Origin of the sequence: Haloarcula pellucida (assembly GCF_014647235.1) — an archaeon.
Lineage (GTDB): Archaea > Halobacteriota > Halobacteria > Halobacteriales > Haloarculaceae > Haloarcula > Haloarcula pellucida.
Genome location: NZ_BMOU01000001.1, coordinates 661,067 through 684,000, shown reverse-complemented (window position 1 = coordinate 684,000; position 22,934 = coordinate 661,067). Strand labels below are relative to the sequence as shown.

Below are 22,934 nucleotides of genomic sequence, written 5' to 3'. Positions count from 1 at the left end.
ACGTTCGGTCGGTTACTCCGCGAGCGGATTGAACGTGCCGTTGATGTCCCACTCGTGGAGGCAGTGGGGATTGCCCGAGCGCTTTTCGCCGTCTTCGACGCTGATGCGCCAGGTGTTCATGTCCTCGTCCCATACGTCACGTCGGCCACAGCGTTCACACTCCCGTTCGCTGGGCGAGACGATAGCTACCATACCCGAGGGATGTACGTGAGCGGTTATCAGCGTGCCGGTCCCGTACGGGGGTGAGTGTTTTGACGCTCGGTCTACTACGACGACCAGATGGGATTCCACACCTTCGACGTCGACCGTGCCGAGGAACTCGAAGACCCGAGTCGCTACGAGTACGTCTCCGTCGACGAGTTACTCGCGCTGTTCGACCCCGGTCCCGACGACGTGGTCGTGGACCTCGGGAGCGGGACCGGGTTCTACACGGACGACGTGGCCGCCGCCGCGGGGACAGTGTACGCGCTGGACGTTCAAGAGGAGATGCACGACCTGTACCGCGAGAAGGGGATGCCCGACAACGTGGTCCCGGTCACCGGTGACGTCGAGTCGATGCCGGTCGAAGGACCGGTCGACGCCGTCGTCTCGACGATGACGTTCCACGAGTTCGCGACGCCGGCCGCGATGGAGGCCGTGGCAGACGTGCTTGCACCCGGCGGCCGGGTCGGGTTCGCAGACTGGACGCGGGCCGGGGCCGGTACGGACGGCCCGCCGGTCGACGAACGGTACGCCGCGGCCGACGCCGCCGAGATGTGCGAGGCCGTCGGTATCGAGGTCCACCGTTCCGAGGACCGTCGCGAGACGTTCGTCCTCGAAGGGTCGATCTAGAAGTCGGGGAGGTCGCCGGCGTCGACCTCGTCGGGTTCCCAGTCGACGTACTCGTCTTTGATGACGTCACAGACGACCTGTCCGAGTTCCGTGAGTCCCGCATTGATAGAGGACACCGTCTCCCACGATTCGATGTCCCGATGAACCTCTCGCTCGCGCCAGTTCTCGGGCAGGCCCGGGGCGTGATAGCCGACACGGCCCGCAAAGGAGTCCCAGAAGAAGTCGAACTCCGCTATCAGGTCGAGGTCCGTGACGATGTCCCAGGCCGATTCGTCCAGCGAGGTGTCGACCGCCCAGCGTTCGAACGCGTCGGCCCACGCGCCCTCGTCCAGTACCTCTGCCAGTTCGTCACGCCGGTACTCGTCTCCCTGTACCTCCACGTCCTCGTAGTCCGCCGTGTCCACCGAACCGGAGAGCGCCGGGCGGTCGGGGACTGGTACGTCCAGTGCCATAGGCCGTCTTCGACACGGAGGGGGATAAACGTCAACGCTCGCCGTCGAGGGCGGCCGACCGTAGCTCCCGACCGCGCTCCGAGTCCACCGTCAAGTCGGGAACGGGACGTGGGTCGCCGTCGTCGTCGACCGCGACGTAGACAGAGTAGGACTCGGTCGTCGGTTCGCGCTCGCCGGTCCGAGGGTTCTCACGGGCCGCTTTCAGACGAGTCTTGATACTCGTCGTTCCGGCGTCGTAGACGTACGCTTCGACGACGGCCGTGTCACCGACTGGAATCGGCCGCTTGAAGTTGACTTGGTCCATACGGGCGGTGACACAGCTCTCGCCGGCGAAGCGCATCGCGGCCATCGCCCCCAGTTCGTCCATCCACTTTAGCACGTTCCCGCCGTGCGTGGTGCCGAGGTGGTTGGCGTGGTTCGGCTGGACCATCCAGCGGTTCTCCAGACGCGTCTCTAGAAGGTCGACCATACGAACTGTCCCCTGCCCAGTCAGTTCAGTGTACCGGCGTCCACCAGTTCTCAGGCCGTGACGTACTGCGACTCCCAGTCCTGTCGGGCGTCGAGTTCGCGCTGGCCACGGCGTGTCAGTGTATAGAAGTTCGTCCGTCGGTCGCGTTCGCCCTTCTCTACGAGCCCCTTCTCTACGAGCGTATCGAGGTTGGGGTAGAGTCGGCCGTGGTTGACCTCGCTCTCGTAGTAGTCTTCGAGTTCGTCTTTGATCGCGAGGCCGTGCGGTTCGTCCAGTCCTGCAATCACGTACAGCAAGTCGCGCTGAAACCCAGTCAAGTCGTGCATGTTTCCCGATAGTTTAGTCGAACCCGAGACGTATCATTATTGCTGATTAAAGAGTGAGTAGATTACTATCAAGTAAGTCGCTCGTGTCGGGTATTTACACGCAAGATGTCGTCGGAAGTTACCAAAGAACTCATAGATAGTTGAGATGTGTCGTTTGCATATCTGTTTCTACAGCTACATTCGATGGCCCCGGTCGTGCGGTCCCCTCGGTGACCCGACAAGGGTAAAGGAAGCGACTGTGTAACGCGGGTGATGACCGAACACGCGGCGTCGGCGGGGGACGACCCGCCGGACCAGTCCGGTGACGGATCCGTCACCGTCGTCGGGACGGCGCACGTCTCTGAACACAGCGTCGAAGAGGTCCAGTCGACGATAGCGGAACGACGGCCGGACATGGTGGCCGTCGAACTGGACGAAGGTCGCTACCAGCAGATGAAGGGCGAGACGCCCGACGACCTCGACGCGAGCGACCTCCTCCGTGGGAACACCGTCTTCCAGTTTCTCGCCTACTGGATGCTGTCGTACGTGCAGACGCGTCTCGGCGAGCGATTCGACATCGAACCCGGGGCGGACATGAAGGCGGCTATCGACACCGCCGAGGAACTGGGTTTGGGGGTCGCACTGGTCGACCGAGACATCCAGACCACCGTCCAGCGGTTCTGGGCCCGGCTGACGCTCCGCGAGAAACTCACGCTCGTCGGGAGCCTGTTGGCCGAACTCGGACCGCCGCTCACCGTCGGCTTCACCGTCGGGTCCGTCTTCGGCTTGCTCGGTGCCGTCCTCGCGACGACGCTCGGCGGCCCGTTCATCGTCCCCGCCGGCATCCTCGCCGGGGCCATCGGTGGCACCGTCGTGGGCGTCCTGGACGCAGTCCTCGTCGGCGTCGTCGTCACGTCACTCGTCGGGTTGCCGATTGCGGCGCTGCTGACCCGAATCAGGGCCGGCGGCGAGGACGTCGAGGCGTTCGATCTGGAAGAACTGACCGACACCGACGTCGTCGGCGCGATGATGGAGGAGTTCCGTCGGTTCTCCCCCGGCGGCGCGGAGGCGCTCATCGACGAGCGAGACGCCTACATCGCCCACCGTCTGGTCGGCCTCCGTGAGGCGGGCTACGACGTGGTGGCCGTCGTCGGCGCGGGCCATCGGGCCGGCATCGAGCGCTACCTCGAACACCCCGAGGAACTCCCGCCGCTCGACTCCCTCACCGGGAAAGAGACCGGCAGTCGGTTCTCGCTGTACAAACTCGTCGGCTACCTCATCACGCTGGGCTTTCTGGCCTTCTTCGTGTTGCTGGCGATGGCGGGCGTGCGCGATACCTTCCTCCTGCAGGTCTTCGCTGCGTGGTTCCTCATGAACGGCATCGCCGCCGCGGGCCTCGCTCGACTCGCGGGCGCTCACTGGAGCAGTTCGCTCGTCGGCGGCGGCATCGCGTGGATGACCAGCGTCAACCCGCTCTTAGCGCCCGGATGGTTCGCCGGGTACGTCGAGTTGCGCTACATCTCGGTCAACGTCGGCGACATCGGCAAACTCAACGAGATACTCGCCGACGAGGAGGCACCGATTCTGGACCTCGTCAAGCGCCTGCGGGCCGTCCCGCTGTTCCGACTCATCCTCATCGTCGCCATGACCAACGTCGGGAGTATGATAGCGAGTTTCGCGTTCCCCGTCGTGGCGTTGCCGTATCTGGCCACGCAGGACCGCGACATGGCCTGGGTCGTCTCGAAGATGGTCGAGGGCGCACAGAACAGTGCCGACCTCGTCTGGGGGCTCGTGGTATGAACCTCACGTTCAGTCGGGACGAGGTGCAGGATCTCCTGATAGCGTGGCTCGCGCTCGGAGTGGCCTTCACGCTCCTCTTAGAACGCGAGTTACGGTCCGCACTGCTCGGGCAAGTCGGCGGACTGACGCTTTCGGGCGTCTCCCAGACGCTCGTCGTCTCCCTGTTGACCGTCGGCGTCGGCTTCCTCCTGCACGAACTCGCCCACAAGGTCGTCGCAGTCAGGTTCGGACAGGTCGCGGCGTTCAAAGCCGACTACCGGATGCTCGGGTTCGCTATCGTCGGTGCCCTCGTCGGATTCCTCTTTGCGGCACCCGGTGCCGTCGTCCACCGTGGCCGCATCTCGAAGCGAGAGAACGGCCTCATCGCCTTGGCCGGACCGGTGACGAACATCCTTCTCGCCGTCGTGTTCGTGGTGCCGTTTGCCGTCGCCTTCTTCGGGTACACCGGAGGTATCGTCTGGGAAATCGCCCGCCGCGGCCTCCAGATCAATCTCCTGCTCGCAGGGTTCAACATGCTCCCGTTCGGACCGCTCGACGGACGGAAAGTCCGCGCGTGGAGCAACGTCGTCTTCTTTGCGGTTGCCATCCCGTCGGTGCTACTCGGCGTCGGTGCGCTCGTCCTCCTCTGAAAGCGGGGAACGATGGTCTTTTGCCCGACCCACGCACCCTCTCGGATATGACCGACGACGCGAGCGAGGGCGACGATTCGGAGAGCGAGGGACTGACCTACGCCGAGACGGGCGTCGACATCGACGCGAGCGAGGCCGCGACGAAGGCGCTCATCGGTGCCGCCGGCGAGTTCGAAGGCGACTACGCCGGCCTCGTCGACATCGGCGACCAGTACCTCGCGCTGGCCACCGACGGCGTCGGGACGAAACTACTCGTCGCCGAGGCCATCGGCGACTACTCCACCATCGGCATCGACTGCATGGCGATGAACGCGAACGACCTGCTTGCGGCCGGCGTCGAACCGGTGGCGTTCGTCGACTACCTCGCCGTCGAGAACCCCGACGAGGAGACCAGCGAGGAGATCGGCGCGGGCCTCCGAGAGGGAGCGAAACGGGCAGGCGTCGCCCTCGTCGGCGGCGAGACGGCGGTGATGCCAGACGTCATCAAAGGGCTGGACATCGCCGGCACCTGTGCCGGTCTCGCACCGAAAGACGCCGTCTTCCCCGGCGAAGCCGAGGTCGGCGACGTACTCGTCGGGTGGCCCTCCTCTGGCATCCACTCGAACGGGCTGACACTCGCCCGAGAGGCCGTGACGCGAAATCACGAGTACACCGACGCGTTCCCGCCGAACCCGGAGGTGACCATCGCCGAGGAACTGCTGACGCCGACGCGCATCTACAGCGAGGTACTGGGTCCGCTTCGGGACGCAGAGACGCACGCGGCGGCCCACGTCACCGGCGGTGGCTGGACCAACCTCGCGCGGATGGGCGACCTGCACTTCGAGATTACGGACCCGTTCGACCCGCAAGCGGTCTTCGAGTTCGTACAGGAGGCGGGGAACGTCGGCGACGAGGAGATGCACCGGACGTTCAACATGGGAACGGGGTTCGTCGCTGCGCTCCCCGAAGCGGACGCTGAGGAAGTCGTCGAGGCATCTGAGGATGCACAGGTAATCGGCCACGTCGAGGAAGGAGACGGCGTCGTCGCCGTGCGAGGACTGGAACTGCGGGAATAATTCGTTCGGCCCCGAGGTATCGAGGGGCCGTTTTTTCGCCCACGTTTTTCGAGGAGCGGGTCGCGAACGGAGTGAGCGCGCCCCGACGACGAAAAAGGTGGATGCGGCATCGGGTTCGTCGCGGCACTGCCGGAGAGCGACGCCGAAGCGGTCGTCGACGCCTCCGAGGACGCGCGGGTCATCGGCCATGTCGAGGACGGCGACGGCGTCGTCGCCGTGCGCGGACTGGAACTGAGCGAGTGACTACTTAGACCGAGATACGGTCGGAATCCGTCTCTTTCTCTGCGATGCGTAACTGGAGCGCTTGTCGGAGGTGGTACCGAGTAGTGTCGTCGTCGGCCGCTTCGAGCGCCGCTTCGAGATGCGAATCGAGGGCGTCCTGCGTTGGTTCCATGGGTGTGTTGCTCGTGAGTGCAGCCAGCATAGACATATAATGGTACGACCGTTTTACCGACGTACACCGTTCTTAGGCGCCGTATAATCTCACCAGACGGGGTTTCAGGGTCGCGATGGAGCGCAAAACGCGGCCGACTCGGCAGTCATCAGCTAACCGTACGGGCGATATCGGCTTCCGTGATGACACCGACCGTCTCGCCGTCCTCGACGACCATCACGGCGGCGTTGTGGTTGAGATAGGCGTCCACCTCGTCGATAGTCGCGTCTGGTTCCACCGTGGCGATAGACTCGTGCATCACCTCGGCGACGGGGAGGTCGCCGACGTTCTCCTCGGGTCGCTGGCGGATGTCGGAGTTGCCGATGAGGCCTTGCGGAGACCCGTCGCGGATGACCGGGACCTGCGAGTACCCCTTCTCGTCCATCAATTGCTTGCTCTCGTGGACGGAGTCGTCGGGTTCGACGCTGACCACCGGCGAGTTCATCACGTCACGCGCCCGGACGATCCCCCCCTCGGCCTCGTCGAGTGCGTTGACGATGCGCCGTAGGGTCGACAGTCGCGGGTCGACGTCTTCGCCTTCGATGCGTGCGATGAGCGGTTGCGAGACGTCCGCTCGCTCGGCGAGTTCGCTCTGGGTCAACTCCAGTTCGTTGCGCCGTTCCCGCAAGTCCTCGGGCGTCGGTAACTCCATGCACTGCTATAACTAGAGGTTATACAAAAAGCCACCGCCTCTCCGACCCGATCAGGCCTCGGCTTCGCTCTCGTCGCCTTCCTCGGTCTCGAACACTTCGATGACCTTCAGCGGGACGTCACGGAGCGCGCCACCGATTTCGCTCTTCGCGATGCGCTGGGCGTGCTCCATGGACTCGGCGTTGAACACGTCCATCTCGAGCACCAACCCGACGAGCGCGGTGTCGGCGGCGATGAACGCGGAGTCGAACGGTTCGCCGCAGGCGGGACAGCCAGTCGCACCCACCTCCACCTCGACGTAGTCCATCTCTGCCTCGTTGAGGCGCTTTCCTGCTTCGCTCACCGCGACGCCGATGGCGTCGTCGATGTCGTCTACGTCACGGACCAGCCAGGCTGCTTCCATCGCAACGAGGTAGTTCATACACGTACTCAGGCGACCCGACTATTCGGTAGTTTTGGTTCGCGCTCGGCGCGCACCTCACCGTTACTATCGCGATAAGTTATGCGAACGTCGAGTCGTTCCAACGCACCTGTTACGGTCGACCGGTCGATTCGACCACATATAGTTGCCTCTCGTACAAGTTGGCTTTAATCGCCATACTGCGGCCCATCGATCTGTCACGAACGATACGACGGCCTCGTGAGTTGGTCCGAAGAGTTATATATCGGCTGCTACCTGCCATTTGGCGAGGGACGATGGAATCCCGACTGTACACCGCAACGCTGCTCGCACTGTATCAACTCGCGCTGATAGCCGGCATCCTGCTGCTGCCGGTCGCGATGGTCACCGAACGGGTCGGACTCAGCCTCCCGATCGACCGGGCCGTGGAGGGGCTCAACGACGCGTACGAACGGGCGAGCGCGTAAGCGTACTCGGTGACGGTGGCCCTCGGAGGCGGTCAGCCTCACCACAAAAAGAGGTTTTATCAGCGGCGGAGTGGTATCGGGCGGTAATGAGAGACACGACTCCCGACTTCTCACGCCCCCCGACGGCAGACGAGTTCCAGACCGACCCCTACGAACCGGAGGTCGGGTCCTTGCCCCAGCAGTCCGGGCAGGACGAGGAGAAGGTCAACAAGACGGGGACGACTACCATCGGCATCTCGACGAGCGAAGGCGTCGTCATCGCGACGGACATGCGCGCGTCCCTCGGCGGCCGCTTCGTCTCCAACAAGAACGTCCAGAAGGTAGAGCAGATTCACCCCAACGCCGCGCTCACCCTCGTCGGCAGCGTCGGCGGCGCGCAGTCGTTCATCCGGTCGCTCCGTGCCGAAGTCAACCTCTATGAGGCCCGCCGTGGCGAGGACATGAGCATGCAGGCGCTCTCGACGCTCGCGGGTAACTTCGCCCGCGGCGGTCCGTTCTTCGCTATCAACCCCATCCTCGGCGGCGTCGACGACGACGGCCACCACGTCTACTCTATCGACCCGGCCGGTGGCGTCATGAAAGACGACTACACCGTCACCGGATCGGGCCTCACCGTCGCCTACGGGACGCTCGAAGACCGTTACGAGGACGACATGACCAACGAGGAAGCCCGCGAAGTGGCCGCCGCGTCCATCAAGGCCGCCGCAGAGCGCGACACTGGCTCCGGCAACGGCATCTTCCTCGCCGACGTGACCAGCGAGGGCGTCGACATTCAGGGCTACGACTTCGACGAACTCCTCTAGACGCACCCGTTCCTTTCTCGAGGCCCGGCGGCCGTCAGAGAGCGGGAGAACTATACACGGACCGGACGCAGTGACCGATATGGAGCTGTTCGGGACCGCCGGAATCCGAGGTGACGTCGTCGAGCGAGTGACGCCCGAACTCGCCCTCGCGGTGGGCCGGGCCGCGGGGCGAGACGTCGACGAGTTCGCCCTCGGACACGATGGACGGGTGAGTTCACCGGCGCTCGCCGACGCCCTCGCGTCGGGACTGGCGAGTGCTGGTGCAGACGTGGTCCGTCTCGGAGCGGTCCCGACGCCGGCGCTGGCCTACGCGTCGCGAGGCCGCCGGGGAGCGATGGTGACCGCGAGCCACAACCCGCCGAGTGACAACGGTATCAAACTGTTCGACGACGGCGAGGAGTACGACGGCGACGCGGAGGGCGCTATCGAACGCCGGGTCGACGCGGCCGAGAGCGCTGCTCAGTGGGGCGAGTGGGGGCGGTCGACAGCGGCCGACGTCCTGCCGGAGTACCGAACCGCCGTAGCCGAGTACGCTCGCGGCCACGGAGCGGCGCCCGACGGACTGACCGTCGCCGTGGACTGTGGCAACGGGATGGCGGGCGTCGCGACGCCACAGGTGCTCCGGGAACTCGGTGCGAACGTGGTCGCGACGGAGGCCAACGTCGACGGCTACTTCCCCGGCCGCGAGAGCAAACCGACGCCGGAGTCACTCGCGAACTTCCGGTCGTTCGTCGGCGCGACGGACGCCGCGTTCGGCATCGGGCACGACGGGGACGCCGACCGCATCGTCGTCGTCGACGGCGACGGCGACGTGGTCCACGAGGACACGATCCTGGCGATACTGGCCGAACACTACACGCGGGACTCGGCGGCTGCCGACCCCGTCGTGGTCACCACGCCGAACGCGTCGGGCCGCATCGACGAACGCGTCGCGGACGCCGGCGGCCGCGTCGAGCGAGTCCACCTCGGTGCACTCCACGAAGGCGTCGCACGAGAGCGGGCGGCCGGCGATGCGGAGACGGCCGTCGTCTTCGCGGCGGAGCCCTGGAAGCACATCCACACCGCGTTCAGCGGGTGGATAGACGGCGTCGCCAGCGCGGCCGTGCTCACTCGACTGTTCGCCGCCGAGGGCCTCACGGAGCGCAGAGCAACAGTCACCGAGCGCCCGTACCGAAAGGTGAGCGTGGAGTGCCCCGACGAACGCAAGGCCGAAGCGATGGCGACGCTGGGCCAGACGCTGCCCGACGCCTTCCCGGACGCCGAGGTGTCGACGGAGTACGGCGTCCGCCTCACTTTCCCCGACGACTCCTGGACGCTCGTTCGCCCGAGCGGTACCGAACCGTACGTCCGCATCTACGCCGAGAGCGACGACGTCGACACGCTCGTCGACGAGGTTCGGGACGTCGTCGCGTCGGCCGTCGATGCCGTGTCGGCGGAGTGAGCGCGCCGCCGGTGGCTATTTGCCCGGGCCACCCGACCCGTCGGTATGGACGACCTGATGGACGCAGCGCGAGAGGCGGTCGAGGCCTCCTACGCCCCGTACTCGGAGTACCGCGTCGGCGCCGCCATCGAGACGGTAGACGGCACCGTCTACACCGGGTGTAACATCGAGAACGCGAACTACAGCAACAGCCTCCACGCCGAGGAGGTGGCTATCGGGTCGGCGGTCAGGGACGGCCACCGCGAGTTCACCCGTCTCGCCGTCTCCTCGGACAAGCGCGACGGCGTGACTCCCTGCGGGATGTGCCGACAGACGCTCGCGGAGTTCTGTGACGACGACCTGCCTATCTACACCGACGGCGAGGCGGGGGCGGAGTACACGTTGGGTGAACTGCTCCCGACGACGATTACCCCGGGCCACCTCGACAGATGACGGGCGACAGCGAGGACCCGAACGACGACGAGCAGTACCACCTCGCCGTCGGTCCCGACGACGTGGCAGACAGCGTGCTCTTACCGGGCAACCCGGAACGCGTCGAGAAGGTCGTCGCCGACTGGGACGACTACGAGGTGACCGGCGAGCACCGGGAGTACCGGACCGCGACCGGAACGCACGACGGGACGCCCATCTCCGTGACTTCGACCGGTATCGGGTCGCCGTCGGCGGCTATCGCCGTCGAGGAACTGGCTCGCGTCGGCGTCGACACCCTGCTTCGGGTCGGGTCCTGCGGGAGCATCCAACCGGAGGCCAGCGTCGGGGATTTGGTCATCACCACGGGTGCCGTCAGACAAGAGGGAACGAGCAAGGAGTACGTCCGCGAGGACTACCCCGCGAGCGCCGACCACCGCGTCGTCTCGGCGCTGGTCGCCGCTGCCGAGGAACTGGGCTACGACTACCACCTCGGCGTCACCTGCTCGACCGACAGCTTCTACGCCGGCCAGTCACGCCCCGGGTTCGACGGCTTCGAGGCCCGCGACAGCGACGCCAAACTCGACGAACTCCGGCAGGCCGGCGTCGTCAACTTCGAGATGGAGGCGGCGAGCATCCTCACACTCGCCAGCATCTACGGGCTCCGGGCCGGCGCTGTCTGTACGGTCTACGCCAACCGCGAGACGGGGGAGTTCCGAACCGAAGGCGAGCGCAAAGCGACGAAGTGTGCGAGTCTCGCCGTCACCTACCTCGAACGGATGGACGAGGCCGTCGAAGAAGCGGACGCCGACGGGTGGCACGCCGGTCTCTCTATCGAGCGGTAGCCCCGGTGGTACGCGTTCGCACGCTACCCGAACGCTCATTTTCGAGCCCGCTGGTACGACCCGTATGGGGAATTCGGACCGGGAGAACCGGAAACTGTGGGACGCGTGGAGCGACGATCATCAGGCGCTGTGGAACGCGGCTACTGCCGAGGGCGGGCTTCCACCGGTGTACTCGCCGTTGCCCGATCCAGCGTCGATGGCGGACTGGCAGGCCGACCGGTTACCGGCCCGCGAAGACACCGCGTTCGTCGAACTGGGCTGTGGCGGTGGGCAGGGAACGGTCGGCGTCGCCCGCGACGGCGTCGAGAGGGCCGTCGGTGTCGACTTCTCTATCGAGCAACTCCGCCACGCGGTTCGCCTCCGAGACCTATACGGCGTCGACGCGCGGTTCGTCACGGGCGACGTGACGGACGTACCGCTCGCCGACGACGCGTTCGACGTGGCGTACTCGGGGTTCGTCTACTTCATGGTCGAAGACCTCGACGCGGCACTCGGGGAGGCCCACCGTCTGCTCCGGGACGGGGGCGTACTCACCTTCGACGTACCCCACCCCTTCCACGAACTGTTCGACCCCGAGACGCTGGCCCTCGAACGGAGCTACCACGTCACCGGTCCTCGACGCGACAAGCACGACGACGTACTCCACGACGACATCGTCGTGTTCGACCGAACTGTGGGTGACCTCCACGCGGCACTCGTCGACGCGGGATTCACCGTGAAGGAAGTGTACGAAGTCCCGCAGAGCGACGACCCGGACGACTACGACGAGGACCCCGGCGGCAGTTCGTCGCCGGAGCTACGAGCGAAGGTGCCGCGAACGCTTGGCTTCTGGGCCGTCGCGGACTGAGTCACCGGCGGTGGGCCGGGAGCGGCCTCCGTGCCGCGACGACGGGGGAGGGCAGGCCGCGAGCAGACAGAGAGCAGAATACGGGGCGGCCAGCATCCGGCGGCGACGCCGCCGGTTCACGGCCACGAACGGAGTGAGTGGCCGCCTTTTTGGCCCACGTTTTTCGAGGAGCGGTTCGTGCGAAGCGCGAACCCGACGCCGAAAAAGGTGGTCGCTACATGTCCGGCCACGCCTTCGCGGCGCGACCGATGCCGGTGACGTCGGCGATCCAGCGGGCGGCGATGCCCTTCTTCAGCATCTTCGCCGGGAAGCCACCGAAGGTGTCGATGGGCATGCCCATCACGTCGTGGGCGACGGCTTCCTCGCCGACGGAGATGACGGTCCCCTTGTCCTTGTGGGTCCACGTCTTCAGCGGCTGGCCGCGGACCGCACGGGCGAGGTTCTGCCCGGCGACCTCGGCGGCCTGCCACGCGGCCTGTGCCGTCGGCGGGGCGGGCTGTTCGCCCGGCTGGTCGATGAGGGCGCAGTCGCCGATGGCGAAGACGCGCTCGTCCTCGGTCTGGAAGTCGCCCTCGGAGTGGATGCGGTGGTTGCGCTCGTCTTTCTCTAAGTCGACGTCGCGCACGCAGTCGCGACCGGTGATACCGCCGGTCCAGATGAGCGTGTCGTAGTCGAGTTCCTCGTCGTCGCCGATGTACACCGTCTCCTCGTCGACCTCGCCGATGAAGTCGCCGGTCAGGATGTTCACGTCGGCGTCTTCCAGCCGCTTACGCAGGGCACCCTGTAGTTCGGGGTCGTTGCCGGGGAAAATCTCGTCGAGGCCTTCGACGAGGTGGATGTCGATGGGGGCGCGGTGGTTGTCGCGGAACTCGGCGATTTCGCCGGCCGTCTGGATGCCAGAGAGGCCGGCACCGCCGACGATGACCTGTGCCGGGTCGCTCTGGGAGGCGTCGCGGGCGGCCTGCTGAATCGCGTCGTGGATGCCCAGCGCATCGTCTAAGCTCTTTAGGGTGTGGGCGTACTCTTCGAGGCCGTCGATACCGAAGAAAGCCGTCTGAGAACCCAAGCCGACGAGGAGGTAGTCGTACTCGACGTCGTCGCCGGATTCGAGTTCGACGAGTCGGTCCTCGGTGTCGATGTCGACGACGGTATCCTGACGGAAGTTGGTCGTCGGCTGCTTGATCTCGTGGATCGGGATGGCGATCTTCTCCTGAACGGACGGGTCCCGAATACACCGGTGGGACTCGTGCAAGACGAGGTGGTAGTCCGTGTCGGAGATCCAGGTGACGTCGGCTTCACCGTTCAGTTCGTCTTCGAGGCTCTTGATGGCGCCTGCACCGGCATACCCCGCACCGAGTACGACGACCTTGTCGCTCATACTGGCGAGTCGGGGACCGGGTGATACAAAGGCTACGAAATCGCCGTCAGAGAACTGTCCACCTCAGTAATCAATCCTTGACGACGCTTCGGGAGAGCCGCTGCTTACGGGGTGGTCGGGAAACGCCGACAGACAGAGATGACCGTAAAAAGAACCGGCTGCCGAGTCAGTGCTCGGGTTCGCCGGCCGGGGCTCGCATGTCGTCGATAGCGAGGATGAGCTTGTTGTTCGTGTCGTCTTTGCCCTCGAGTGTCCCGATGATCTGGAGTTTCGAGAGCGGCGTCGGGCCGACGGTGACCGAGTCGCCCTCGTGGAACTCCGAGAGTGACCCCTGAAGCTGAATCTCGGCGCGACACTCTTCGGGGTGGTGGACACTCGTGAGGTCGATCTCCTCGACGTTCGCGTGCTCGACGAGGTCGCCGTTGTGCCGAAGGGGCACCTCGGCGGCCTGGTCCATGTCCTGAATCTGGAGCGCGTCGTAGGCCGTCGCGGTCGGCTTGTAGCCGCCCTTCGGTCCGGGGACGCCCTCGACCAGTTGCAGGGCCTTCAGGCTCTGCATCTGGTTCCGGATGGTACCGGGGTTGCGGTCGACCTTCTCTGCGATATCTTCACCTTTGACTGCGCTCTCGCTCTCCCTGTACAGGTTTACGAGTTCCTGCAGAATATTTTTCTGACTGGGTGTCAGCTCGATTGAAGACATAATAGGTCGTTCGGTACAGCCGTTCTTAAAAGCGACGGTGCTGCATACCGTTCCCGGCCCTCGTCCCCGAATTTTTGTTCACGACTGAGAAGAATAAAACGACACCCATTTACTGGTTGGTGGGCCTGCCAAAGGTATGGACGGACAACGTGTTCTCGTGACCGGCGGCGGCGGGTTCATCGGGTCGAACCTCGCGAACGCGCTCGCGGCCGACAACGACGTCGTCGCGCTCGACGACGGCTATCTCGGCACCGAGGAAAACGTCGACGACGCGGTCGAGTACGTCGACCGGAGCGTCCTCGAAGACGACCTGCCGACAGACGTCGACGTGGTGTTCCACCTCGCAGCGTTGTCCTCGTACGCGATGCACGAAGACGACCCGACCCACGGCGCCCGCATCAACGTCGAAGGGTTCGTCAACGTCGTCGAACAAGCCCGTGACGACGGGTGTGATACCGTCGTCTATGCCTCGACCTCTTCTATCTACGGCGACCGAACGGAACCGTCGCCCGAGGACATGGACGTGACCGCGAACAGCGGGTACGAGGCGTCGAAGCTCGCCCGGGAGGCGTACGCCGAGTACTTCCACAACCACTACGACATGTCGATGGCCGGTATGCGCTTTTTCTCGGTGTATCAGGGCATGGAAGAGGGCGCCGAAGAGCACAAGGGCGAGTACGCGAACCTCATCGCCCAGTTCGCCGACGACATCGCCAACGGGCGACGACCGGTCATCTGGGGCGATGGTAGTCACACGCGTGATTTCACTCACGTCGACGACGTCGTGCGCGGCCTCGAACTGGCCGCCGACCACGAACTCACCGGCGTCTACAACCTCGGGACCGGCAAGCAGTACAGTATCACCCATCTCGTCGAGCAACTCAACGAGGCGTTGGGGGCCGACGTCGAACCGGTGTACGAGGGGAACCCGATCCCCGAGGACGTCTTCGTCCACGACACCTGTGCCGACGCCTCGAAGATGCGAGCGGCGACGGGGTGGGAACCGGCGATCTCCTTCGACGAGGGCGTCGAACTCGTCTGTGCACAGTACGAGTAGGCACCGACACGCCGACCGCTACGAGTCCGGGCGCTCGACGCCGGTGAATTCGATGCGGGCGCCGCCGTCCGTCCCGTTCGTGGCCGACACCATCCAGTCGTGGGCCGCTGCGATCTCACGGACGATAGAGAGTCCAAACCCCGTTCCGTCCGAAGACGTGGTGTACCCGGCATCGAACAGGTCGTCGCCGCCGGCATCCGGAAACCCGGGCCCGTCGTCCTCGACGTAGAACCCGGTGGCGCTGGTCAGGGGACCGACCCGAACGGTGACCGACGCGCCGCCGTGTTCGATGGCGTTTCTAAAGACGTTGGCCATCAACTGTCTGAGGCGGCTCTCGTCACCGAGTATCGTCCCGAGTGCGCCGTCGCGTTCGACGGTCGCATCGGGTGCGTCGACCGACGACCACGTCACGTTCACGACGTCGTCTAAATCGACGGGCGACTTCGTCACGACCTGCGCCCCCTGTCTGGCGAGCGTCAACACGTCGTCGATGAGTTCGTCGATTCGTTCGAGGGCACGCTCGATGCTGTCGAGGTTCTCGGCGACCGCCTCGAAGTCGTCGGCGTCTCGGGCGAGTTCGAGGCGCAACAACGCCAACTGGAGCGGGTTTCGAAGGTCGTGGCTCACCATGTTAGCAAAGCGATGCAACCGTTCGTTCTGCCGTCTGACCTGCTCTTGGCGTGCCTTCCGTTCGGATATGTCGCGCGTGACGCCGATGAGGCCGACCACGTCGCCGTCCGGACCTCGCCACGGCACCTTCGACGTGAGGTTCCACTGGTCGAGCATCGGGAGGTACTCGACCTTGTCGATGACCGACTCGTCCTCCTCGATGACGTGCATATCCTCGACGTAGGCCCGCCGGGCGTGACGATTGGCTACCATGCCGATTTCGGGGTCCGTCTTGCCGAGGAACTCGTCCAGTGTGTCTCCGAAGTAGCCGGCACTGACGTACCGGTGGCGGGCCTGTTCGTCTTTGACGTAGAGGTGGACGGGGATGGAGTCGAAAATCGAGTCGAACAGCCTGCTCTTGTGGAGAAGTTCCTCTAGCCGGGCACGGTCGATACCGTCCCGGAGCAACCGATCGACTGTCGCCGCGTCGACGTTCGCGACGAACGGTCCCTCGGGGTCCGCCGTGTGTACGTCGCCGATATCGTCGTCGAAGCTCAGGTCCGATATCACAGTCGCCAAGGTGTCGAAGGCCTCGGGACCCTCGTGGACGACGAACTCGTCGACGGCGGTTCCGACCGCACGTGTGGCCGCCGACTCACTGTCGGGACTCGCGAACAAAATCACGGGGAGACAGGGATGGGTCTCACAGACCCGCTCAGCGGCCTCGATACCGTCGAACTGGTCGGTTCGGTGAGCGACGACCAGACAGTCGATGTCGGGCCACGCCAGCCGTTCGAGTGCGTCCTCGGTCGACGTGGTGGCGTAGACAGTCACGTCCGCTCGCGATTCGAGTTCCCGTTCCACGGTGTTGGTACGGGACTCGACGGCGCCCAGATAGAGGACGTGGGAAGTCGCAGCGTTTTCGTCGTGCCCCATTGATGAGTACAGTTTGTCGTAGTGGTAACTTAACCGTGCCCCTGTCCTTTATTCGTTGGACCGACAACGGCCTGTATGGACAGAACAGTTCGTGTGCTCGGGGTCCCGATGGACCTCGGGGCGGACCGGCGGGGCGTCGATATGGGCCCGTCGGCGATCAGATACGGCGGTCTGGCGGACCAATTCGAGAAGCTGGGAACGTCCTGCATCGACAGCGGCGACCTCGCAGTCCCACGGCCCGAGGAGCGCGACCCCGACGCCGACGAGCCAAGCGGCGGGCGGGCGAAGTTCCGCCGGGAGACCGAAGAGGTCTGTGAGGACGTCCGGACCGCCGTCCGAGGGACTATCGACGACGGCGAATTTCCGCTCGTCCTCGGTGGCGACCACTCCATCGCCATCGGGACCGTCGCCGGCGCCGCCGACCCCGACGAGTCGCTGGGCATCGTCTGGTTCGACGCCCACGGTGATTTCAATACGCCGCAGACGACGCCGAGTGGCAACATCCACGGGATGTCCCTCGCCGGCATTCTCGGGAAGGGATCGTTCGGGGACGAACCGTGGGCGCACACGCCCGCGGTCAGTGAGGAGAACGTCGTGTTGGTCGGGCTGCGCGACGTCGACGACGAGGAGCGCGAACTGATCAACGAGAGCGACGTGACCGCCTACACGATGTCGGACATCGACGCGAGAAGCGTCCCGACAGTGGTCGACGAAGCGATCGACATCGCCACGGACGGGACCGACGCCATCCACGTCTCGCTGGACCTCGACTGGTTAGACCCGACGGAAGCGCCGGGCGTCGGAACGCCGGTTCGGGGCGGGGTCTCCTACCGCGAGGCCCACATCGCGATGGAGTACGTCGCGGAACGACGCGACCAGTTGCGCTCGATGGAGATGGTCGAGGTCAATCCGATCCTCGATGACCACAATCGAACGGCGGAACTCGCCTGCGAACTGGCCGCGAGCGCCTTCGGGAAAGTCGTCCTCTAGATGCACGCGAAGGTATCGAGGTTGGCGTAGTCGGCGATGATACCGTCCGCGCCGCTATCGAGCGCTCGACGGGCGTCCTGCCAGTCGCAGACGGTCCAGCAGTAAAGCGGTGCGTCGACGTCGGCAGCGGTGGCGGCCAACCGCTCGCTACCGTCCTCGCTGAGCGTCGATACCGGGACGTTGACCCCGTCGACGTCGTAGCGCCGGGCGACCGTCACGCCGGCGTCGACACACTCCGGTGCGACGAGGACGGCCACCGAAGCATCGGGTGCCTGCTCTACCGCGGTCGCGAGGGCCCCCTCGTAAAACGACGAGTAGACCACGTCGTTCTGGAACTGGTCGACGACCCGGTACACCGACTCGACGAACGGGAGCCAGCGCTGTTTGGCCCGTTCTCGCTCCTCGCTGTTGAGCGCCTGTCCCGGCCGAACCGCGTCGCTGCCGGGGTTCTTCAGTTCGACGTTGACGGTGACGTGGTCCGGGACTGCGGCCAGCACTGTCTCCAGTAACGGCACCCGCTCCTCGGTTCCGAGAACCCGCGCGGTGGTGACGACGTCCGTCGACTGCTTCCAGACGACGCCCTCGCCGTCCGTGATGCCGCGACTCTCGCCTCGGCCGTCGAGTCGCCGGTCGTGGAAGACGACCACGTCGCCGTCGGCCGTCGGTTGGACGTCTATCTCGACGGCGTCGACGCCACTCTCGGCGGCCGCCCGCACTGCTGCGACGGTGTTCTCCGGATTCTGCCCGGCGAAGCCGCGATGAGCGACGACGGTCGGAGTCGTCACGGTGTCGCTCCGTCAGGATACCGGTCTCTGTGCTGTCGCATGGTCGTCGTTCTCGTCCACCGACCGTGAAAGTATGGGGCCGAAAAGGTCGCTCGCGACGCCCGTGGGCCGACTACTCGTCTGTCACCGCCGGGACGACGGTGACACTCGCCACGCTGTCGGCACCCTCGACATCCATGATGGTGACACCTTTCGTGTTCCGGCCGACCTGCGAGACGTCGCCGGCGCGGATACGCATTATCTGCCCGTTCTCGGACATGATGACGAGGTGGTCGTCGTCGCGGACCGCCTTGGCCGTCGACACCGGGCCGTTACGGTCGTCGGTCTTGATGTCGATGAGGCCCTGTCCGTAGCGGGACTGCGGCCGGTACTCCGTCAGTGGCGTCCGTTTGCCGTAGCCGTTCTTGGTGACTGTCAGCAGCGACCGGTCGTCGTCGTCCGTCGTCGCGACCATCGCGGCGACGCGGTCGTCGTCCTGCAGTTTGATGCCGTGGACGCCGCGGGCCGAGCGCCCCATCTCGCTGACCTCGTTCTCGTCGAAGCGGATGGTCATCCCCTGCTCGGTGGCGATGACGAGGTCACCGGTGCCGTCGGTGACGTCCACGTCGACGAGTTCGTCGCCCGCTTCGAGTTTCGCGGCCCGGATACCCGTCGAGAGGATGTTCTCGAACTGGTCACAGCAGGTCCGCTTGACGTAGCCGTTCCGGGTGACCATCGTGATGCACTCGTCGGCCTCGAACTCGTCGGTCGAGACGACGGCGGTGATCTCCTCGCCGTCGTCCAACGAGAGGAGGTTGATGGCCGACTTCCCGCGGGCGGTGCGTGACATCTCGGGCACCTCGTAGGTCTTCAGGCGGTAGACCTGTCCCTGATTGGTGAAACAGAGCAGGTAGTCGTGGCTGTTGGCTCTGAACACCTTCGAGACGCGGTCGCCCTCCTTGGGGTCGGCCCCGATGATGCCCTTCCCGCCGCGGTTCTGCGGGTCGAACTGCTCGACGGGCATCCGCTTGATGTAGTCGTCCTCCGTGACGACGACGACGCAGTCTTCCTCGGGGATGAGGTCCTCGTGGGTGACCTGCCCTTCGTCCTCGATAATGCTGGTCCGTCGGTCGTCGTCGTACTCGTCTTTGATCTCGCGGAGTTCGTCTTTGATGACGCCGTCGAGTTTCTCCGAACTCGCGAGGACGGCTTCGAGGTACTCGATGGTCTCTTGGACCTCCTCGTACTCGGCCTCTATCTCGGCCGACTCCATCGAGGTGAGCGAGCCCAGTTGCATCCGGACGATGTGGGCCGCCTGCGCCTCCGAGAAGTCGAACGACTCCTGTAGGCCGGCGCGGGCGGCGTCCCGGTCCTCGCTGTTGCGGATGAGTTCGACCACGTTCTCGACGTTCTCCAGCGCTTTCAGACGCCCTTCGAGGATGTGGGCGCGGTCCTCGGCCTCTTCGAGGTCGTGTTCGGAGCGTCGGCGAACGACCTCGCGGCGGTGTTCGACGTAGTATTCGAGCGTCTCCTTCAGGGAGAGGACCTTCGGTTGGCCGTCGACCAGCGAGAGGTTGATGACGCCGAAGGTGGATTCGAGGTGGTGGTCCAGCAGTCGGTTCTCGACGACGTCGACGTTCGCGCCGCGTTTGAGTTCGACCACGATGCGGACGCCGTTGCGGTCCGATTCGTCGCGCAGGTCAGAGATGCCCTCTATCTTCCCCTCGTTGACGTCGTCGGCGATTCGCTCGACGACGCGGGCCTTGTTCTCCTGGTAGGGGAGTTCGCTGATGACGATGCGGCCCGCCTCGCGGTCGACTTCGTACTCGGCGCGGACTCGCAGGCGGCCTCGGCCGGTCGTGTACGCCGAGTAGATGGCGTCGCGGCCGACGATGTTCCCGCCGGTCGGGAAGTCAGGCCCCTTGACGTGTTCCATCAGGTCCTCGACGGTGCAGTCGGGGTTGTCGATGAGGTGTCTCGTCGCGTCGACGAGTTCGCCGAGGTTGTGCGGCGGGATGTTGGTCGACATCCCGACGGCGATGCCCGAAGACCCGTTGAGCAGGAGACTCGGCACTTTCGCCGGGAGGACGTCCGGTTCCTGTAGTCGGTCGTCGTAGTTGCTGGAGAAGTCGACGGTGTCTTTCTCGATGTCTGCGAGCAGTTCCTCGGCGATAGGGGCCATGCGGGCCTCCGTGTATCGCATCGCGGCGGCCGGGTCGCCGTCCATCGACCCGAAGTTCCCCTGCCCGTCGACGAGCGGGTACCGCATCGAGAAGTCCTGTGCCATCCGGACGAGCGTGTCGTAGATGGCGCTGTCACCGTGGGGGTGGTAGTCACCCATCGTCTCGCCGACGATGGACGAGGACTTCCGGTGGCTAGAGCCGGAGGAGACGCCCATCTCGTGCATCGCGTAGAGGATGCGTCGGTGGACGGGTTTCAGCCCGTCGCGGACGTCCGGGAGCGCCCGACCCGCGATGACCGACATCGCGTAGTCGATGTAGGACTGCTCCATCTCGTCTTCGATGCGGACGTGTTTGATCTGCTCTGCCGGCGCGTTGGCGTCGTCGGATACGTCTGAACTCATATGTCGACCCACTCCGCTTCAGGCGAGTGTTCCTTGATGAACTCCTTCCGTGGCTCGACGGCGTCGCCCATCAGGATGTTGAACATCCGGTCGGCGGCCGCCGCGTCCTCGATAGTTATCTGCTTCAGGATGCGGTGCTCCGGGTCCATCGTCGTCTCCCATAGCTGTTCGGGGTTCATCTCCCCGAGACCCTTGAACCGCTGGACCTGCGTCGGGTTGCCGTCGCACTTCTCCTCGACGATGCGGTCCCGTTCCTCTTCGGTCATCGCGTCGTACGTCTCACCCCGGTATCGAACGCGGTACAGCGGCGGTTGGGAGGCGTAGACGTAGCCCGCCTCGATGAGCGGCTTCATGTGCCGATAGAGAAGCGTCAACAACAGCGTGCGGATGTGGGCGCCGTCGACGTCGGCGTCCGTCATCATGATTATCTTCTCGTAACGGAGGTCCTCGATGTCGAACTCGTCGCCGATGCCGGTACCCAGCGCCGTGATGAGGTTCCGAATCTCGTCGTTCTCCAGAATGCGGTCGAGGCGGTGTTTCTCGACGTTCAGAATCTTCCCTTTGATGGGGAGGATGGCCTGGAACTCGGGATTCCGTCCCTGTTTGGCACTGCCGCCGGCGGAGTCGCCCTCCACGACGAACAGTTCGGCCTCCTCAGGGTCCCGCGTCTGGCAGTCGGCCAGCTTTCCGGGTAAGGCCGTCGAGTCCAGCGCGGACTTCCGGCGGGTGAGTTCCTCGGCCTTCTTCGCGGCTTTGCGGGCCTTCGCCGCCTCGACGGCCTTTCCGATGATAGCTTCGGCGGTGTCGGGGTTCTCCTCGAAGAAGGTCGAGAGGCCGTCGTGCATGGCCGACTCGACGATGCCGCGGACCTCGCTGTTGCCGAGTTTCGTCTTCGTCTGGCCCTCGAACTGCGGGTCCGGGTGTTTCACGGAGATGACCGCCGTGAGTCCCTCGCGGATGTCGTCGCCTTTCAGCGTGTCGTCTAGATCTTTCAGCAGATTGTTGTCCGTGGCGTAGTCGTTGACCACGCGCGTCAGCGACGTTTTGAACCCGGTAAGGTGGCTCCCGCCCTCGCGCGTGTTGATGTTGTTCGCGAAAGCGTGAATCGAGCCTTGCAGGTCCGCGGTCCCTTGCATCGCGATCTCGACCTGCACGACGCCGTCGGCTATCTCCTCCTCGTCCTCGAAGTAGACGACGTCCCGATGAAGCGGGTCTTTCGTCTCGTTGAGGAACTCGACGAACTCCTTGATACCGCCCTGGTACTCGAAGGTCTCCTCGTTCCCGTCGCGTTCGTCGTCGATGGTGATCGCCACGCCGGAGTTGAGGAAGGCGAGTTCGCGAAGCCGGGATTCGAGCGTGGAGAAAGTGAACTCGCCCGTCTCGAAGATGTCGTCGTCGGGCCAGAACCGGACCGTCGTTCCGGTCTCCTCGTCGGGTTCGAGGTCACGGACGCGTTTCAGTTCGTACTCGGGTTCGCCGTGGTCGAAGCGCTGGCGCCACAGCGCGCCGTCGCGCTTGACGTCGACTTCCAGCCACTTCGAGAGGGCGTTGACGACGCTCACCCCGACGCCGTGGAGGCCGCCGGAGACCTGATAGGACTTGTTGTCGAACTTCCCGCCCGCGTGGAGGATGGTCATCACGACTTCGACGGCCGGGCGGCCGTGTTCTTCGTGTTCGTCGACGGGGATACCGCGTCCGTCGTCGCTGACGGAGACGGACCCGTCGTCGTGTATCGTTACCTCGATCGTGTCACAGTAGCCCGCGAGGGCCTCGTCGATGGCGTTGTCGACGACCTCGTAGACGAGATGGTGGAGACCACGGGCGTCCGTGGACCCGATGTACATCGCAGGCCGTTTGCGTACGGCCTCCAGCCCTTCTAAGGTCTGGATAGACTTTGCGCCGTACTCATCAGACTCTCCTGACATAGGAATTGATTCACCCTAGCAGGCCACCCTTCATAAAACTCCCGCACGCGCGTGTGCGCGCCGGCCGTAACACGTTTAATCCACCCCTACCACCGGGGTCGAAACGCGCTCTCGCGCCCCTTCACTTTCACCGTGGTGGCGATTACCTTTTAACC

The 22,934-nt window shown here is 64.9% G+C and carries 25 protein-coding genes; 12 read left to right on the top strand and 13 right to left on the bottom strand.

All coding sequences use genetic code 11. The features are described 5' to 3' along the window. Window positions 1-12 precede the first annotated feature (12 nt). The gene (locus IEY28_RS03680; RefSeq protein WP_166969713.1) at window positions 13-192 is read right to left on the bottom strand and encodes an HEWD family protein; all 180 of its coding nucleotides are present in this window, start codon (window positions 190-192) and stop codon (window positions 13-15) included. An 87-nt stretch (window positions 193-279) separates the two neighbouring features. Here IEY28_RS03680 and IEY28_RS03675 point away from each other — a divergent pair, with 87 nt between their 5' ends. Then, entirely contained in the window at window positions 280-831 is a 552-nt protein-coding gene (locus IEY28_RS03675; protein ID WP_188994611.1) for a class I SAM-dependent methyltransferase, read from the top strand. Here IEY28_RS03675 and IEY28_RS03670 read toward each other — a convergent pair. Genes IEY28_RS03670 through IEY28_RS03660 form a run of 3 tightly spaced genes read right to left on the bottom strand, consistent with a single transcriptional unit; the run spans window position 828 to window position 2,078 of the window. Beyond that, the gene (locus IEY28_RS03670) at window positions 828-1,283 is read right to left on the bottom strand and encodes a DUF7992 family protein (RefSeq protein WP_188994609.1); all 456 of its coding nucleotides are present in this window, start codon (window positions 1,281-1,283) and stop codon (window positions 828-830) included. The genes IEY28_RS03675 and IEY28_RS03670 overlap by 4 nt on opposite strands. Before the next feature lie 31 nt (window positions 1,284-1,314). Then, window positions 1,315-1,752, bottom strand: coding sequence for an acyl-CoA thioesterase (locus IEY28_RS03665; protein WP_188994607.1), 438 nt, complete (start codon window positions 1,750-1,752; stop codon window positions 1,315-1,317). Window positions 1,753-1,802: 50 nt separating this feature from the next. Beyond that, window positions 1,803-2,078 carry a PadR family transcriptional regulator gene (locus tag IEY28_RS03660; RefSeq protein WP_166969704.1) on the bottom strand — a complete coding sequence of 92 codons (276 nt, stop codon included), beginning with the start codon at window positions 2,076-2,078 and terminating at the stop codon, window positions 1,803-1,805. 252 nt (window positions 2,079-2,330) lie between these two features. On the opposite strand from IEY28_RS03660, the gene IEY28_RS03655 reads away from it, so the two are divergent. From IEY28_RS03655 to purM, 3 genes are read left to right on the top strand one after another with little or no spacing between them, the layout of a single operon-like run. Beyond that, the gene (locus tag IEY28_RS03655; RefSeq protein WP_188994605.1) at window positions 2,331-3,857 is read left to right on the top strand and encodes a TraB/GumN family protein; all 1,527 of its coding nucleotides are present in this window, start codon (window positions 2,331-2,333) and stop codon (window positions 3,855-3,857) included. After that, the gene (locus IEY28_RS03650) at window positions 3,854-4,486 is read left to right on the top strand and encodes a zinc metalloprotease (RefSeq protein WP_188994603.1); all 633 of its coding nucleotides are present in this window, start codon (window positions 3,854-3,856) and stop codon (window positions 4,484-4,486) included. The genes IEY28_RS03655 and IEY28_RS03650 overlap by 4 nt, the downstream gene beginning before the upstream one ends. Before the next feature lie 47 nt (window positions 4,487-4,533). Beyond that, window positions 4,534-5,541, top strand: a complete 1,008-nt coding sequence (gene purM, locus IEY28_RS03645; RefSeq protein ID WP_188994601.1) for a phosphoribosylformylglycinamidine cyclo-ligase — start codon at window positions 4,534-4,536, stop codon at window positions 5,539-5,541. 247 nt (window positions 5,542-5,788) lie between these two features. Here the strand turns inward: purM and IEY28_RS03640 are convergent, their stop codons facing one another. The 3 genes from IEY28_RS03640 to IEY28_RS03630 form a co-directional block, all read right to left on the bottom strand. Continuing rightward, window positions 5,789-5,935, bottom strand: a complete 147-nt coding sequence (locus tag IEY28_RS03640; protein ID WP_166969696.1) for a hypothetical protein — start codon at window positions 5,933-5,935, stop codon at window positions 5,789-5,791. Window positions 5,936-6,083: 148 nt separating this feature from the next. Then, a complete protein-coding gene (locus IEY28_RS03635; RefSeq protein ID WP_166969694.1) occupies window positions 6,084-6,626 on the bottom strand; it encodes a CBS domain-containing protein in 543 nt (180 codons plus the stop codon). 51 nt (window positions 6,627-6,677) lie between these two features. Further along, a complete protein-coding gene (locus tag IEY28_RS03630) occupies window positions 6,678-7,046 on the bottom strand; it encodes a DUF555 domain-containing protein (protein WP_166969692.1) in 369 nt (122 codons plus the stop codon). Window positions 7,047-7,321: 275 nt separating this feature from the next. On the opposite strand from IEY28_RS03630, the gene IEY28_RS03625 reads away from it, so the two are divergent. The 6 genes from IEY28_RS03625 (at window position 7,322) to IEY28_RS03600 (ending at window position 11,836) form a co-directional block, all read left to right on the top strand. Further along, the gene (locus tag IEY28_RS03625) at window positions 7,322-7,492 is read left to right on the top strand and encodes a hypothetical protein (protein ID WP_166969690.1); all 171 of its coding nucleotides are present in this window, start codon (window positions 7,322-7,324) and stop codon (window positions 7,490-7,492) included. An 86-nt stretch (window positions 7,493-7,578) separates the two neighbouring features. Then, entirely contained in the window at window positions 7,579-8,295 is a 717-nt protein-coding gene (gene psmB, locus IEY28_RS03620) for an archaeal proteasome endopeptidase complex subunit beta (protein WP_188994599.1), read from the top strand. A 79-nt stretch (window positions 8,296-8,374) separates the two neighbouring features. Next, the gene (locus tag IEY28_RS03615) at window positions 8,375-9,736 is read left to right on the top strand and encodes a phosphohexomutase domain-containing protein (RefSeq protein WP_188994597.1); all 1,362 of its coding nucleotides are present in this window, start codon (window positions 8,375-8,377) and stop codon (window positions 9,734-9,736) included. Between the two features lie 45 nt (window positions 9,737-9,781). Beyond that, entirely contained in the window at window positions 9,782-10,168 is a 387-nt protein-coding gene (gene cdd, locus IEY28_RS03610) for a cytidine deaminase (protein ID WP_188994595.1), read from the top strand. Further along, a complete protein-coding gene (locus tag IEY28_RS03605) occupies window positions 10,165-10,989 on the top strand; it encodes a nucleoside phosphorylase (RefSeq protein WP_188994593.1) in 825 nt (274 codons plus the stop codon). The genes cdd and IEY28_RS03605 overlap by 4 nt, the downstream gene beginning before the upstream one ends. A gap of 64 nt (window positions 10,990-11,053) precedes the next feature. Continuing rightward, window positions 11,054-11,836 (top strand): class I SAM-dependent methyltransferase, encoded by a 783-nt coding sequence (locus tag IEY28_RS03600; protein WP_188994591.1) that lies wholly within the window; start codon window positions 11,054-11,056, stop codon window positions 11,834-11,836. Window positions 11,837-12,050: 214 nt separating this feature from the next. Here IEY28_RS03600 and IEY28_RS03595 read toward each other — a convergent pair whose 3' ends face one another. After that, window positions 12,051-13,214 carry an NAD(P)/FAD-dependent oxidoreductase gene (locus IEY28_RS03595; RefSeq protein ID WP_188994588.1) on the bottom strand — a complete coding sequence of 388 codons (1,164 nt, stop codon included), beginning with the start codon at window positions 13,212-13,214 and terminating at the stop codon, window positions 12,051-12,053. Between the two features lie 166 nt (window positions 13,215-13,380). Continuing rightward, window positions 13,381-13,914, bottom strand: coding sequence for an HTH domain-containing protein (locus tag IEY28_RS03590; RefSeq protein WP_166969675.1), 534 nt, complete (start codon window positions 13,912-13,914; stop codon window positions 13,381-13,383). 136 nt (window positions 13,915-14,050) lie between these two features. Here IEY28_RS03590 and IEY28_RS03585 point away from each other — a divergent pair, with 136 nt between their 5' ends. Beyond that, a complete protein-coding gene (locus IEY28_RS03585; RefSeq protein ID WP_188994586.1) occupies window positions 14,051-14,971 on the top strand; it encodes an NAD-dependent epimerase/dehydratase family protein in 921 nt (306 codons plus the stop codon). Window positions 14,972-14,989: 18 nt separating this feature from the next. Here the strand turns inward: IEY28_RS03585 and IEY28_RS03580 are convergent, their stop codons facing one another. Beyond that, entirely contained in the window at window positions 14,990-16,516 is a 1,527-nt protein-coding gene (locus IEY28_RS03580; RefSeq protein WP_188994584.1) for a receiver/sensor box histidine kinase, read from the bottom strand. 75 nt (window positions 16,517-16,591) lie between these two features. Between IEY28_RS03580 and rocF the strand changes: the two genes are divergently transcribed. Further along, window positions 16,592-17,506, top strand: a complete 915-nt coding sequence (gene rocF / locus IEY28_RS03575; RefSeq protein ID WP_188994581.1) for an arginase — start codon at window positions 16,592-16,594, stop codon at window positions 17,504-17,506. On the opposite strand, the gene IEY28_RS03570 is transcribed toward rocF, so the two are convergent. From IEY28_RS03570 to gyrB, 3 genes are all read right to left on the bottom strand, one after another. Continuing rightward, on the bottom strand, window positions 17,503-18,291 hold the full coding sequence (locus tag IEY28_RS03570) for a glycerophosphodiester phosphodiesterase (protein ID WP_188994579.1): 789 nt from the start codon (window positions 18,289-18,291) through the stop codon (window positions 17,503-17,505). The genes rocF and IEY28_RS03570 overlap by 4 nt on opposite strands. Window positions 18,292-18,403: 112 nt before the next feature. Further along, entirely contained in the window at window positions 18,404-20,854 is a 2,451-nt protein-coding gene (gyrA, locus tag IEY28_RS03565; RefSeq protein WP_188994577.1) for a DNA gyrase subunit A, read from the bottom strand. After that, the gene (gyrB, locus tag IEY28_RS03560; protein ID WP_188994575.1) at window positions 20,851-22,779 is read right to left on the bottom strand and encodes a DNA topoisomerase (ATP-hydrolyzing) subunit B; all 1,929 of its coding nucleotides are present in this window, start codon (window positions 22,777-22,779) and stop codon (window positions 20,851-20,853) included. Before gyrB ends, gyrA begins: the two co-directional genes overlap by 4 nt. Window positions 22,780-22,934: the final 155 nt, after the last annotated feature.